The sequence below is a fragment of the Kitasatospora sp. NPDC059747 genome (assembly GCF_042732955.1).
In the GTDB taxonomy this organism is placed as follows: Bacteria; Actinomycetota; Actinomycetes; order Streptomycetales; family Streptomycetaceae; genus Kitasatospora.
In genome coordinates, this window is the sequence record NZ_JBHWGV010000005.1 from 76,882 (window position 1) to 90,323 (window position 13,442).

Annotated in this window: 14 protein-coding genes; 9 read left to right on the forward strand and 5 right to left on the reverse strand. The window is 75.2% G+C overall.

The features are described from left to right. A partial coding sequence (locus ACFV4G_RS03845) for an ABC transporter substrate-binding protein (RefSeq protein ID WP_380436120.1) occupies positions 1–545 on the forward strand: 545 nt, incomplete at its 5' end. Positions 546–558: 13 nt separating this feature from the next. Here ACFV4G_RS03845 and ACFV4G_RS03850 read toward each other — a convergent pair. From ACFV4G_RS03850 to ACFV4G_RS03860, 3 genes are all read right to left on the reverse strand, one after another. Further along, on the reverse strand, positions 559–1,749 hold the full coding sequence (locus ACFV4G_RS03850) for a PP2C family protein-serine/threonine phosphatase (RefSeq protein WP_380436122.1): 1,191 nt from the start codon (positions 1,747–1,749) through the stop codon (positions 559–561). A gap of 159 nt (positions 1,750–1,908) precedes the next feature. Next, positions 1,909–2,331, reverse strand: coding sequence for a MarR family winged helix-turn-helix transcriptional regulator (locus ACFV4G_RS03855; RefSeq protein ID WP_380436124.1), 423 nt, complete (start codon positions 2,329–2,331; stop codon positions 1,909–1,911). A 29-nt stretch (positions 2,332–2,360) separates the two neighbouring features. Continuing rightward, positions 2,361–3,635, reverse strand: a complete 1,275-nt coding sequence (locus ACFV4G_RS03860) for a M48 family metalloprotease (RefSeq protein WP_380436126.1) — start codon at positions 3,633–3,635, stop codon at positions 2,361–2,363. Between the two features lie 333 nt (positions 3,636–3,968). Between ACFV4G_RS03860 and ACFV4G_RS03865 the strand changes: the two genes are divergently transcribed. Further along, positions 3,969–5,156 carry a CapA family protein gene (locus tag ACFV4G_RS03865; RefSeq protein ID WP_380436128.1) on the forward strand — a complete coding sequence of 396 codons (1,188 nt, stop codon included), beginning with the start codon at positions 3,969–3,971 and terminating at the stop codon, positions 5,154–5,156. Here the strand turns inward: ACFV4G_RS03865 and ACFV4G_RS03870 are convergent. Further along, positions 5,092–5,496, reverse strand: a complete 405-nt coding sequence (locus tag ACFV4G_RS03870; protein ID WP_380436130.1) for a hypothetical protein — start codon at positions 5,494–5,496, stop codon at positions 5,092–5,094. The two genes, ACFV4G_RS03865 and ACFV4G_RS03870, sit on opposite strands and share 65 nt — an antisense overlap. Before the next feature lie 167 nt (positions 5,497–5,663). Between ACFV4G_RS03870 and ACFV4G_RS03875 the strand changes: the two genes are divergently transcribed. The 7 genes from ACFV4G_RS03875 to ACFV4G_RS03905 all read left to right on the forward strand — a co-directional run bounded on the left by ACFV4G_RS03875 (position 5,664) and on the right by ACFV4G_RS03905 (position 12,075). Next, entirely contained in the window at positions 5,664–6,377 is a 714-nt protein-coding gene (locus ACFV4G_RS03875) for a class IV adenylate cyclase (protein WP_380436132.1), read from the forward strand. Positions 6,378–6,411: 34 nt separating this feature from the next. After that, entirely contained in the window at positions 6,412–7,191 is a 780-nt protein-coding gene (locus tag ACFV4G_RS03880) for a 2,3-dihydro-2,3-dihydroxybenzoate dehydrogenase (protein WP_380436133.1), read from the forward strand. Positions 7,192–7,367: 176 nt separating this feature from the next. After that, a complete protein-coding gene (gene dhbC / locus ACFV4G_RS03885; protein WP_380436135.1) occupies positions 7,368–8,597 on the forward strand; it encodes an isochorismate synthase DhbC in 1,230 nt (409 codons plus the stop codon). Positions 8,598–8,692: 95 nt separating this feature from the next. Continuing rightward, positions 8,693–10,438, forward strand: coding sequence for a (2,3-dihydroxybenzoyl)adenylate synthase (locus ACFV4G_RS03890; RefSeq protein ID WP_380436229.1), 1,746 nt, complete (start codon positions 8,693–8,695; stop codon positions 10,436–10,438). Between the two features lie 7 nt (positions 10,439–10,445). Continuing rightward, the gene (locus tag ACFV4G_RS03895) at positions 10,446–11,087 is read left to right on the forward strand and encodes an isochorismatase family protein (protein ID WP_380436137.1); all 642 of its coding nucleotides are present in this window, start codon (positions 10,446–10,448) and stop codon (positions 11,085–11,087) included. A gap of 5 nt (positions 11,088–11,092) precedes the next feature. Beyond that, positions 11,093–11,320, forward strand: a complete 228-nt coding sequence (locus tag ACFV4G_RS03900) for a phosphopantetheine-binding protein (RefSeq protein WP_380436139.1) — start codon at positions 11,093–11,095, stop codon at positions 11,318–11,320. Then, a complete protein-coding gene (locus tag ACFV4G_RS03905; RefSeq protein WP_380436141.1) occupies positions 11,317–12,075 on the forward strand; it encodes an AMP-binding protein in 759 nt (252 codons plus the stop codon). Before ACFV4G_RS03900 ends, ACFV4G_RS03905 begins: the two co-directional genes overlap by 4 nt. A gap of 94 nt (positions 12,076–12,169) precedes the next feature. Here the strand turns inward: ACFV4G_RS03905 and ACFV4G_RS03910 are convergent, their stop codons facing one another. Continuing rightward, positions 12,170–13,312 (reverse strand): amidohydrolase, encoded by a 1,143-nt coding sequence (locus ACFV4G_RS03910; RefSeq protein ID WP_380436143.1) that lies wholly within the window; start codon positions 13,310–13,312, stop codon positions 12,170–12,172. Between the last annotated feature and the right edge of the window lie 130 nt (positions 13,313–13,442).

Below are 13,442 nucleotides of genomic sequence, written 5' to 3' on the forward strand. Positions count from 1 at the left end.
GCCCCGCGGCCCTGGCCCGCGCCCCGGACGACGCGGGGGCTGGGGAGCAGGCGAAGGTGAGCCACGAGCAGCAGTGGTCGGAGCCCGAGCGCACCCACTACCAGTCCTCACCCGATTGCCGCAACGCGCTCTGGGCGACCTCGTCCAGCCTGAACTACGAGGACCGGCAGTACCCGGCGGTGCGCGACTTCCGGGCGGCGATGGCCCGCTACTACCCCGACCGGGCGGCGCAGCTGTCCGCCTGGGAGCTGGAGGGCTGGGCGGGCGCCCAGTGGCTCACCGACGCGATGGACTCGTGCGGCGCGGCGCTCACCCGGGCCTGCGTGGAGGCGTTCATGAACCGCGCCGAGCCGTACGACGCGCACGGCCTGATCCTGCCCGCCTCCTTCGTCCCCGAGCCGCCGCCCGCGGGCCCCGTGCGCGCCTGCCTGAACGCCGCCCGCTGGCAGGACTCGGCCGGGGGCGGCGCGGGCGGCTGGGTCACCCAGGTGCCGTCGATGACGACGACCTGCTACGACGTGCCCCAGCTGCCGTACAAGCCCTGACCGGTCCGGTGCGTCAGTCGTCCGGGAGCCGCTCGACCACGACCATCGCCGCGTCGTCGTCCAGGTGGCCGCCGACGTGGGCCAGGAGGTCGCGGCGCAGGCGGTGCAGGAGGACGGACGGGCGGTCGGCCTGCCAGGCCGTGACGCGTTCGGTGAGCGGGTAGAAGCGCTTGCGGGCGTCCCGGGCCTCGATCACGCCGTCCGTGTAGATCAGCAGCCGGTCGCCGGGCCGGAACGGGAACACCTCGACCCGGTACTCGCCCGGCGCCAGTTCGCCGAGGCCGAGCGGCGGCGCCGGGTGGTCGGCGGCCAGCGGGGTGATGCCGTCGGCGCGCAGGAGCAGCGGGGGCGGGTGGCCGCAGTCGATCAGGCGGACCTCGGTGCCGTCGTCGGGGATGTCGAGCAGGACGGCGGTGATGAAGGACTCGCCGCTGTCATCCGCCCCGGCGTCCTCCTCGGGCCCGTCGCCGGAGCCGCCGACCAGCCGCCGGTGGCTCGCCTGGGCGCTGAGCTGGGCGAGGTCCCAGCAGACGCTGCCGTCCAGGTAGGCGGCGAGCCCGGGCAGCTCGGCGTGCAGGTGGGCGGCGGCGCGGAAGGCGCCGAGCAGGAGCGCCGCGTCGCCGAGCGAGGACAGGCCCTTGCCGCGCACGTCGCCCACCAGGAGCCGGGTGCCGGTCGGGGTGCGGGCCGCCGCGTAGAGGTCCCCGCCGACCTGTGCCTCGGCCTCGGCGGCCAGGTAGACGGAGGCGAGGTGCAGCGGCCCGATCCGGTCCGGGAGGGGGCGCAGCAGCACCCGCTGGGCGGCCTCGGACACCGAGCGGACCCGGGCCAGCTCGCGCTCGTGCCGGTCGCGCAGCACCCGCAGGGTGACGATCAGCACCGAGACGGCGAGCTGAGCGGCGAGCTGGGTCTGGATGTTCGTGGTGGTGAGGCCCGCCTCCCGGACGCCGCCGATGACGGCGAGCGCGGCGAGCGCGAGCACGGCGACGCCGAACGTGGCGCGGGCGCCGGCCAGGGAGGCGGTGAGCGCCGGGGCCACGATCAGCAGCGGGCCGAGGTGGATGTCCGGCGGCGAGAGGATGTCGACGACCGTGATGACGACGATCAGCGCGAGCGGCAGCGCCGTCAGCGCGCGGCGGTCGAGCCGCCACGGTCGGCGGCGGTCGCGGGGGCGCGGGTCACGGTCTCGCTGCCGTAGTGGCACCTCTCCTCTGTACACCGTGGGGGCGGTGCGGCGCACCCCGGGCGGCGGTCGCGGGGGCCGGTGGGTGGCGGGCGACGGGTGCGGGCCGGTGGGTGGTGGGCGGCCGTCGCGGGGGCCGGTGGGCGTCCGGTGTGGGAGCCGGTGGGCGTCCGGGGAGGGTCAGCCCTCGGCGCCGTAGCGGGCGAGGTAGTCGGCGAAGCGCGAGACGTCGGCGTCGGACCAGTCGGTGAAGCGCTCGGTGAAGGCCAGCCGGCGTTGTTCGTTGGCGTCCCGCAGGAGGGTGAGCCCGGCGTCGGTGGCGCGCAGGATCTGGCCGCGCTGGTCGTCCGGGTCGGTCTCGCGGCGCAGCAGGCCGAGCCGCTCCAGGGCGGTGACCTGCCGGCTGACGGTGGACTTGTCGAGCATGAAGTACGCCGCGACGTCGGCCGCCCGGCAGCCGCCGCGCTCGGTGATCAGGTCGAGGATGCTGTAGGTGACCAGGGAGAGGTCAGGGTGCAGCTGCGAGGCCTTGTGGCGGGCGCGGCGGGCGAAGGCGGTCAGCTCGCGCTGGATGGTGTCGATCGACGTCTGGCGGCCGGGCACGGCGTCCTACCTCCTCGGGATTTGTTGCACTATACAACGGGTTTCGGCGGGATGCCCGCCGGTCCGCCGGTCGGCCCGTCCGTGGGCTCGTCCGTCGACCGGTCCGTCGGCCCGTCGGTCGACTCGCCCGCCGGTCCGCCCGGTGTCCCGTCGGCGCTCGTGCCCTCGGCCCGCCACGCGCGGGCGGCGGCGATCCGGCGGGTCGCGCTGGGGTGAGTGGCGAACAGTAGCTCAAGCACCCGGGGCGGGTCGACATCGGACACGTTGGCCAGTGCCAGTCTGCGCTGCATCGCGATGAACTGCTCGGCGTCCGAGGTCAGTTCGAGGGCGTGCCGGTCCGCCCTGGCCTCGATCCGGCGGCTCGCCGCGCACTGCGCCGGCCCCGACAGCGCGCCCAGCAGCGCCCCGATTGCCGCCAGCAGCGGCAGCGCCCGCGGATCCGCCGCGTCCGCCGCCCCGGCCGCCTCCAGGAGCGGCCGCCACGTGCCCAGCAGACCCAGCACCACCACCGCCACGGCCGCGCCCGCCGCGCCCAGCACGGTGCCGGTCAGGACGTCCCGGTGCTTCACGTGCCCCAGCTCGTGCGCGACCACCAGCTCCACCTCGCGCGGCTCGGCCGTCGACAGCAGCGTGTCGTACGCGACGATCCGGCGGGTCGCGCCCAGCCCCGACACGTACGCGTTCAGCGCGGTCGTCCGCCGGGAGGCGTCCGCCACCAGGACGTCGCGGATCCCGACGCCGTCCCGCTGCGCCAGCGCGAGCAGCGCCGTCCGCAGCGGCCCCTCCGGCATCGGGGTGAAGCGGTTGAACACCGGCTCGACCACGAGCGGGTGCAGGAACGACAGCGCGCCGACGAGCACCGCCGCCGCGCCCGCCCCCGACACCCACCAGCGCTGCGGCGACCACGCCGTCAGCGCGAACAGCCCGAGCGCGAGCGGCAGGACCAGCACGAGCGCCAGCGCCAGGCCGCGCACCGCGTCCAGCGCCCAGCCCGCCCAGCCCTGTGTCACCAGCCCGTACCGGGCCCGGACGGTCCGCGCGCCGGCGCCGAACGGCAGCTGCGCCGCCTGGCCGAGCACGACCAGCGCCGCCGCGCCCGCCAGGACCTCGGCCGTGCGGGAGCCGCCGAACCAGCCGCCGACGGCGCTCACCAGGCCCGCCCCGGCGGGGGTGAGGCCGAGGACGAGGGTGAGCGCGAGACCGGTCAGCCGCCCGCCCAGCGCCCACGGGAGCTGGGCGCGGCGCAGGGCCCGGCCGCGGGCGCGTTCGGCGGGGGTGAAGTCGTCCGTGGTCGTGGTGTCCATGGGAGGGGTGCGGCTCCGGGGTCCTGGACGGCGGGTGTCGGGGTGCAGCGTGTCGGGGTTCAGCGTGTCGGGGTTCAGCATGGCGCACCGGGCCGGGGCGTGGCCCGTCCTCAGGCGGGTTCACCCCCCCGTTGGCCGGGTGGGTCCTGGCTTCGGGCGGGTGGGTTCCGGCTCCGGTCTTGTCCGCACTGTGTCCGAACGGTGCCGAAACCGCGCGGGTGCGTGACGTAGGCTGACCGCTCTTGTGCCGATGCTCCGCGCGGCCGCTCCGTCGTGCTGCTCTGCGTTGCCGCTTCGTCTTGCTGCTGGTGTTGATCTCGGGGGGAACCACTCATGCGCCGCGCCGTCTCGTCCGCTGCCGCCTGCACCGCGCTCCTGCTCGGGCTGACGGGTGTCGCCGCGTGCGGGCCCGACGACGCGGCGTCCGGGGCCGGAGCCTCTGCATCCGGGGCTTCCGCGTCCGCCGCCGCCCCGTCGGCCGCGGCTTCGGGGAAGGGCTCCTCCGCGCCGACCGCCTCCGCGGCAGCTCCCGCCCCCGCGACGGCCAAGCCGACGGCGCCGCGGCCCGACGGGACCATCCGGGTGGCCTTCGCCGGGGACGTCCACTTCGAGGGCCGCACCGAGGCCCGGCTCGCCGTGCAGCCGCCCGAGCCGCCGCTCGGCCCGATCTCCGCGACCCTCGCGGACGCCGACCTGTCCGTGCTCAACCTGGAGACCGCGATCACCGGCCGCGGCGCCCCGGAGCCCAAGCTCTACACCTTCCGCACCACGCCCAAGGCGCTCGACGCCCTCAAGGCCTCCGGCGTCGACGTCGTCTCCATGGCGAACAACCACGCCGTCGACTTCGGCGCCGACGGCCTCGCCGACACCCTCGCGGCCAAGGACTCCGCGCCGATCCCGGTCATCGGCGTCGGCCGCACCGCCAAGGAGGCGTACGCGCCGTACGTCTCCACGGTGCGCGGCGTGAAGGTCGCCGTCGTCGCGGCCAGCCAGATCGAGGACCTCACCAACCAGAAGTGGCGCGCCGGCGCCGCCAAGCCGGGCATCGCCTCCGCCCTCGACGTCCCCGCCGTGGTCAAGGCGGTGGAGGACGCGAAGCGCCAGGCCTCCGTCGTCCTCGTCTACCTGCACTGGGGCGAGGAGGGCAAGGCCTGCCCGACCGCCGACCAGACGTCCATCGCGAAGAAGCTCGCCGCCGCCGGCGCCACCGCCGTGGTCGGCACCCACGCCCACACGATGGTCGGCTCCGGCATGCTCGGGAACACCTACATCGGGTACGGCTTCGGCAACTTCCTCTGGTACGGCACCTCCAACTACCCGTTCTCGAACGAGACCGGCGTCACCACGCTGACCGTCACCGGCGACGGCCGGGTGACCGGCGAGGCGTTCGCCCCGGCGACGGTCGACGACCGGGGCGTTCCGGTGCCCGTCACCGGCGCCGCCGCCGAGGCCGCGCTCAAGCGGCGCGACGGCCTGCGCGGCTGCGCGGGACTCGCGCCCGCTCCCGCCGCCGCGCACTGAGCTCGCCGACGTCCCGGGTGGTCAGCGCCGCGGCCGCGGACAGCCCGGTGCCGCGCGACGCGGCCAGTCGCTCGCGGACCTCGCGCGGCGTGCGCGGGCGCCAGCCGGGCCCGTCGCAGCACGAGGAGTGGAACGTCACGCCCGCGCCCAGCAGCGCCGTGAGCGCCCGCCAGCCGGCGTCGTCCCGCTTCCCCGGCACCTCCAGGTCGTGCCCGGCGTCCGTCAACTGCCCGCCGCAGCGCGGGCACCCGTCCCGCCCCGGTGCGCCGTGGCGCTTCATCGACACCCGGCAGGACACGCAGACGTAGTGGCGCCGGGAGGTCTGAGATCGCGTGCACATGCACGCCAGGCTAGGAGAGCCGGCGCGCGGCGGCACCCGGTTTTCGGCACGTGCGGACGACGGCAGGATCGGCCCCCGGGGCGGACCGTCGGGTGGCACCGTCCGATTGGCGCCGTCTGAGTGGCACCGTCCGGATGGCGCCGTCGTGCGGCCCGGAAGGCGGACGGATGATCGAGGCGGAACTGAAGGCGCTCGTGCGCCGACCGGGGGCGGTCCTGCGCCACCTGGAGGGCGGGTACGGTCCGGGGCGGGCGGAGGTGTACCGGGACACCTCCTACGACACGCCGGGCGGCGAACTGCTCGACGGCGACCGGGAGCTGCGGATCCGCGAGATCGAGGGCGCGGACGGATCCCGGCGCGCGCTGCTCACCTACAAGGGCCCCCGGGTGGACGGACCGTCCGGCTCGAAGCCCGAGCACGAGACGGCGGTGGCGGACGCCGGAGCCGCCCACGGCATCGCCCGGGGCCTCGGGTACCTGCCCCGGCTCGCCTTCGAGAAGCGCTGCCGCAACTACGCGGTGGAACGCGACGGCCGCCGAGGGCTCGGGCGAGCTGGCCCCGGCGCTGGCCGTTGTGCGCGGGCTGATGGCCGAGCTCGGCATCGAGGACGGCGACTTCACCCCAGAGCTCTACACGGACGCGGTGGCGGCCCGGCGCGGTGCGGGGGGTGGGGGCCGGACGGGGCGGTGAGCTGTGGGCCGGCGGGGTTCCGATGGGCGGGCTGCTGCTCTTCGGGCTGCGGTGCTTGGGACTGTCGCGCTTCGGACCGCCGCGCTTCGGGCTGTCGGGTCTTCAGGAGGCCGGGTGTCCGGGGTGGTTCGGTCGCGGGAGCGCCGTGCCTCCCGGCGTCTGGGCGTGGACGAACAGCTGTGTTAGGTTAGCCTTACCTAAGAGAGCTGGTCGGAGGGGAAGTCCGTGCTGCAGTCCGAACTCGCCGGTACGGTCGCCCTGGTCACCGGGGCCGCCCGGGGCATCGGCGCGGCCGTCGTCCGGGCGCTGGTCGCCGAGGGGGCCGTCGTCGCGGCGGCGGACCGTGACGCCGGCGCGCTCGCCGCGCTCGCCGAGGAGTCGCCCGCCATCCGCCCGTACGTCCTGGACGTGACGGACCCGGCCGCCGTCGAGGCCGTCGTGGCGTCCGTCGAGGCCCGACTCGGGCCGCTGGGCGCCATGGTGAACGTCGCAGGGATCCTTCGTGCCGCACCCGCCGTCGAACTCTCCGACCGGGACTGGGCGGACATCTTCGCCGTCAACTCCAACGGGGTGTTCCACGCGTGCCGCGCGGCCGGCCGGCGGATGGCCGAGCGCGGGGGCGGTGCCATCGTGACCGTCGGCTCCAATGCCGCCAGCGTGCCCCGCGCCGGGATGGCCGCCTACGCGGCCTCCAAGGCGGCGGCCACCATGTTCACCCGCTGCCTCGGGCTCGAACTCGCCCGCTCGGGCGTGCGCTGCAACATCGTCTCACCCGGCTCGACCGACACCGCGATGCAGCGCTCTCTCTGGGGCGACGACGCGGAGGCCGCCCAACAACGCGTGATCGACGGCGACTTGGCCGCCTGGCGGATCGGCATCCCGCTCGGTCGGATCGCCGCACCCGCCGACGTCGCCGAGGCGGTGCTGTTCCTGGTCTCCGACCGGGCCCGGCACATCACCATGCACGACCTGTACGTCGACGGCGGCGCCACCCTGCGCGCCTGACGGGCGGATCGGGCCCTCGGGCCGCCGTTCCGTTCCCCAGGCTCTTTCTCAGGCCCGTTCTGGTCCTTTTCCGGTCCTTTCCGGTCCTTCCCGGCCGACGCCTCCCCAGGCCCCCGTCGGCCGTCAACTCCCGGGCAGCTCCCGGACGTCCACCCCACGCAGACTGGAGACTCCAGGTGACCACGGTCCACCACGCCCCCGTCGGGGACCCGCCGTATCCCCCCGCGGCCACCACCGCCCCGGACCACACCGTCATCGGCGCGGCCAGCGGCCTGCTCGGCCAGTACCGGGCCGCCCCCGACGAGGCCTTCTTTGCCTCGCCGACCCGCACCCTGCTCACCTCCGGCGTCCTTGCCCGGGTGCCGCAGGACGGGCGCCCGCTGCCCGCCCGCGTGGCCGCCACGCTCGCCGACGCCCGCCGGGCTGGAGTCGAACGACCGTTCGTGGTGGGCGCGGTGGCGTTCGACCACGACGCGCGGGCCGAACTCACCGTGCCCGTCCGGGTCCGCGCCACCGGCGCACTGCGCGACGACCCGCTGATAGCCCTCCCCGCACCGCCGGCCGAACAGGTGGACTGGCAGGTGCGCCCGGTACCCGAGCCAGCCGGGTACGGCGCCGGCGTCGCGGCGGCCGTCGAACGGCTGCGCGCAGGGGAGTTGAGCAAGGTCGTCCTGGCCCGCACGCTCGAACTGACCTCCGGCGCCCCGCTCGACCTGCCCGCCGTCCTCCAGCGCCTCGCCCGCCGCGACCCGGGCGGGTACACCTTCGCCGTCCCCGCCGGCGGCGGCCGTACGCTGATCGGCGCCAGCCCCGAACTCCTGCTCTCCCGCCGGGGAACGGCCGTCCTCGCCAACCCGCTGGCCGGCTCGGTGCCGCGCAGCGCCGACCTCGGCGAGGACGTCCGCCGGGCGGCCGCCCTCCTGGAATCGCCCAAGGACCTGCACGAACACGCCGTCGTGGTCGACGCCATCCGCACCGCGCTGGCACCGTACTGCCGCACCCTCGACATCCCGGCGCGGCCGACCCTCGTGCGCACGGCCGCCATGTGGCACCTCGCGACGACGATCACCGGCGAACTGGCCGACCCGGCCGCCTCCGCGCTGGAACTGGCCGCCGCGCTGCACCCCACCCCGGCGGTGTGCGGCACCCCGACCCCCGTCGCCCGCAGAGTCATCGGCGAGACTGAACCGTTCGACCGCGGCCTGTACGCCGGCATGGTCGGCTGGGGGGACGTGGACGGCGACGGCGAGTGGGTGGTCACCATCCGCTGCGCCGAGGCGCACGAGCGCACCCTGCGCGTCTTTGCGGGCGCGGGCGTCGTCGCGCAGTCCCGGCCGGAGGCCGAACTCGCCGAGACCGAGGCCAAGTTCCGCACTTTCCTGGACGCGGCGGGGGTGCCGCGATGAGTCGGCTTGACGAGGCGACGGGGTCGGAAGAGGCGACGGGGCTGGACGAGGCGACGGGGTCGGAAGAGGCGACGGCTCCGAGCGAGGTGACGCCCATGGACGAGGTGCTGGCCGGATTCACCCCGTATCCGGCCGAGTTCACTGAGCGCTACCGGGCCGCCGGGCACTGGCGCGGCGAGACCTTCGGCCGGATGCTGCGCGAACGCGCCGCCGCGCACGGCGAGCGCGTCGCGATCGTCGATCCGGCGGGGGAGGGACGGCGCTGGACGTACGCCGAACTCGACCGCCGGGCCGACCGGATGGCCGCCGGACTGCTGGCCCGGGGGATCCGGCGCGGGGATCGCGTCGTGGTCCAACTGCCCAATGTCGCCGAGTTCTTCGAGGTGGTCTTCGGGCTGTTCCGGATCGGCGCGCTGCCGGTCTTCGCGCTGCCCGCCCACCGGTACACCGAGATCGGGCACTTCTGCTCCTTCACGGGCGCGGTCGCGTACGTGATCCCGGACGTCGACGGGGGCTTCGACTACCGCGAACTGGCGGACCGGGTACAGGCGGAGAGTCCCAGGCTGCGGCTGGTGCTGGTGGCGGGGGAGGACCCCGGGGGGCACGTGCGGCTGGCCGACGTGCCCTGCGATGTGCTGCCCTGCGACATGCCCCTCGGAGGGGAGTTCGGCGAGCCGCAGCCCGGGGAGGTCGCGTTCCTCCAGCTCTCCGGCGGCAGCACCGGCGTACCGAAACTGATCCCGCGCACCCACGACGACTACATCTACTCCCTGCGCGGCTCCGTCGAGCTGTGCGCGCTGGACCAGGACAGCGTCTACCTGTGTGCCCTGCCCGTCGCGCACAACTTCCCGCTCAGCTCGCCCGGTTCGCTCGGCACGCTGTACGCGGGCGGCCGGGTGGTGCTCTGCCCGCGGCCGGGCCCCGAAACGGCGTTCCCGCTGATCGGGCGCGAGGGCGTGACGATCACCGGCCTGGTACCGCCGCTCGCCCTGCTGTGGCTGGACGCCGCCGAGCGCGGCGCGTGCGGCTTCGAGAGTCTGGAGGTCCTGCTGGTCGGCGGCGCCAAGTTCAGCGAGGAGGCCGCCCGCCGGGTCGGCCCGCTCCTCGGCTGCACGCTCCAGCAGGTGTTCGGCATGGCCGAGGGGCTCGTCAACTACACCCGCCTGGACGACCCCGACGACGTCATCGCCACGACCCAGGGCCGCCCGATCTCCCCGGACGACGAGGTCCGGGTCGTCGACGACCACGACCGGGACGTGCCGGACGGGACCACCGGCCACCTGCTCACCCGCGGCCCGTACACGATCCGCGGCTACTGGAACGCGCCCGGACACAACGCCGACTCCTTCACGGCGGACGGCTTCTACCGCACCGGGGACCTCGTCCGGCGCACTTCCACCGGCCATCTCGTGGTCGAGGGCCGCGCCAAGGACCAGATCAACCGAGGCGGCGAGAAGGTGGCCGCCGAGGAGATCGAGAACCACCTGCTCGCCCACCCGGCCGTGCACGACGCGGCCGTGGTGTCGATGCCCGACCCCTACCTCGGCGAACGCACCTGCGCGTACGTCGTCTTGCGGCGAGCCGAAAGCGAACACCAGCCGAAGGCCGTCGAGTTGAAGCGATTCGTGCGCGGGCGCGGGCTCGCCGACTACAAGGTGCCGGACCGGGTCGAGTTCGTCGACGCCTTCCCCGCCACCGGCATCGGCAAGGTGAGCAAGAAGGGCCTGCGAGCCGCCATCGCCGCCTCCCTCCGTACGGCCCCTGGCTCGAACGCCGGCCCGAACGCCGCCCTGAATATTGGCCCGAACGTCGGGCCGAACGTCGGCCCGAACCGAAAGTAGTGACGCCGTGGGCCTGCCCCGCATCCCCTCGTACCCCATGCCCGGCGCCGCCGAGCTGCCCGCCAACCGGGTGGCCTGGACGGTCGACCCGTCGCGCGCCGTCCTCCTGGTGCACGACCTGCAGAACCACTACCTCTCCGCCTTCGACACGTCCGCCGCCCCGGTGCCCGAACTCTTCGGCAACGTCCGGCGGTTGGCCGAGGCGGCCCGCGCCCGGGGAATCCCGGTCGTGTACTCGGCCCAGCCCGGCGGGCAGAGCGCGATCGAACGCGGTCTCCAGCAGGACTTCTGGGGCCCCGGGATCCCGGACGACCCGCACGCGGTGGCGATCGCCGACGCCGTGGCACCGGCCCCCGGGGACACCGTCCTGACCAAGTGGAAGTACAGCGCCTTCGTCCGCACCGAGCTGGCGGGCCTGCTGCGCGAACAGGGCCGGGACCAGCTGGTGATCACCGGCGTCTACGCCCACATCGGCGTCCAGGCCACGGCCTGCGACGCGTGGATGCGCGACCTGCCGGCCTTCGTGGTGGCCGACGCCGTCGCCGACTTCGGGCCGGACGAGCACCGCGCCGCGCTCGCCTGGGTGGCCGGCCGCTGCGGGCAGGTCACCACCACCGACGCCGTCCTGAGCATGCTGGAAGGGAAGTGAGCGCCATGGCCTTCACCGTGGAGCGGATCCGGGCCGAGGTCGCCGACCTGCTCGGCGAGGACCCGGCGGACATCCCGCTGGACGAGGACCTGGCGGACTGGGGGCTGGACTCGGTGCGGCTGATGTCGCTCGCCGAGCGCTGGCGGGCCGAGGGCGCGGACGTCGCGTTCGTGCGGCTGGCCGAGCGGCCGGAGGTCGGGGCCTGGGCCGCGCTGCTGGGCGCGGCGGCGTGACGGCCGTGGCTGCGCTGACCGTGGTTGCGCTGACCGTGGTTGCGCCGGCTGGGGCACCCGCCGTCGCACCCGCCGTCGCGCCTGCGGTGGCGGTCACCGTGATCGGTGGCGCGCGGCCGGAGCGGGCGGCTGAGCACCCGCCGACCACCGTGATCGGCCCGGTCGAGGCGCAGGCCGCCCGGACGCCCGCCGCACCCGCGCTGGTGCTCGCGGGCGGGGCGGTGGTGACGTACGGCGAGCTGAACGCGGCGGCCAACCGGCTGGCGCGCGCCCTGGCCGCCCGGGGTGCCCGGCCGGGCACGGTCGTCGGGCTGGGCCGGCTGAGACCGGTGGACCAGCTGACCGCGCTGTTGGCGGTGGCCAAGTCGGGGGCGGCGTTCCTGGTCCCGGAGCCGGGGGAGCTCGGGGAGCCGGGAGAGCTTGGGCACTTGGGGGAGCCGGGAGACACTGGCGTCCCGGCCGCGGCGACTCCGCTGCTGGTGCTGGAGGAGGACGACCTGGCGGTAGGCGGCGGGCTCGCCACCGACCCGCCCAGGGCACTGACGCCGCAGCACCCGTTGTGCGTCGCCCCCGGCCCGGGCTCCCGCCCGTCGGCCGCCCGGCTGACGCACGGCGAAGCGGACCGCCGGGTGCGCGAGCTCCAGGCGGCGTACCGGCTGGGCCCGGACGACCGGGTGCTTCAGACGGGGCTGCCGACGTGGGCGTACTTCTGGCCGCTGCGGACGGGTGCGGCGATCGTGCTCGCTGACGGCTGACGGCCGACAGAAGACAGCGAACAACTTTCAGATAACAGATTTCAAAATCTGTTATCTGAAAGTTGTCATCTGTTACCCGCCCCCGGTCCCCCCGTCAGTCCTCCGCCACCGCCGCCCGGCCCGCCGCGAAGTCCGCCGCCGTCCACGCCATGGCGACCGCGCCGTCGAGCACGGCGCGGTCGCCCTCCGTCGACACCGCCGCCTGCGCGAAGGCGGGTTCGTGCGGGGCGCACGTGCCGCCGGTGATGTCCAGGACCGGGTGGATCGCCGGCACCGCGTGCGACACGTTGCCCATGTCGGTGCAGGCGAACGGTCCGCTCTCGACCGGTTCCGGGCGCCCCAGCGCCGCCGCGTTCGCCCGCCACAGGGCGAGCAGCCCGGCGTCGCCGCGCATGTCGAGGTAGTCCGGCTCGGGCCGCGTCAGCGCCACCCCGCAGCCGGTCGCGAGCGCCCCGGCGCGGAAGCAGGCCTCGACGCGCTCGCGCAACTCCGTCAGGTCCTCGGCCGCCGTCGCCCGCAGCTCGTACTCGGCGCTCGCGCTGTCCGGGACAAGGTTGGGCGCCGTCCCGGCGGCCGTCGTGATGCCGTGGACGCGCCATTGCGGCGGGAGGTGCTGGCGCAGCAGTCCGAGGGCGACCTGGGCGACGGTCAGCGCGTCGGCGGCGTTGCGGCCCTCGTGCGGGTTGAGGCTCGGGTGGGCGGTGCGCCCGGTGTAGCGGACGGACAGGGTGCCGAGCGCGAACGACCGGAAGTCCGCGACCTCCACCGGGCACGGATGCACCATCATCGCGGCGTCCACCCCGTCGAACACGCCCGCGTCGAGCAGCAGGGCCTTCCCGGCTCCGCGTTCCTCCGCCGGTGCGCCGATCACGCGCACCGTCAGCCCGAGCCGGTCCGCGTGCGGGGCGAGCCCGAGCGCCGCCCCGACGCCGGCGGCGGCGATCAGGTTGTGTCCGCAGGCGTGGCCGAGCCCGGGCAGTGCGTCGTACTCGCAGACGAGCGCGACGGTCGTCGGCCCGCTGCCGAGGGTCGCGGTGAACGCGGTGTCGAGGCCGGCCGCCGGTGCGGTGACCGCGAACCCGTGGGCGTCCAGCAGTTCGGCGCACCAGGCCGCCGCCCGGTGTTCCGCGAACGCGGTCTCGGGGTGGGCGTGGATGCGGTGACTGAGCGCGAGCAGGTCCGCGCGTCGAGCGTGGACGTGCTCGCGGACGGCCTGCTTGGTCGTGGTGAGCGGCACGGCGAGTGTCTCCGATCGGTCAGGGCCCGCGCTCCAGCAGGCCGTTGACCAGATCGTATGACATTAGGTTAGGCTAACCTAAGTCGCTCGTCCCTTGCTGTTCCCCCTGCCGTTCCCCTTGCCGAGCCGC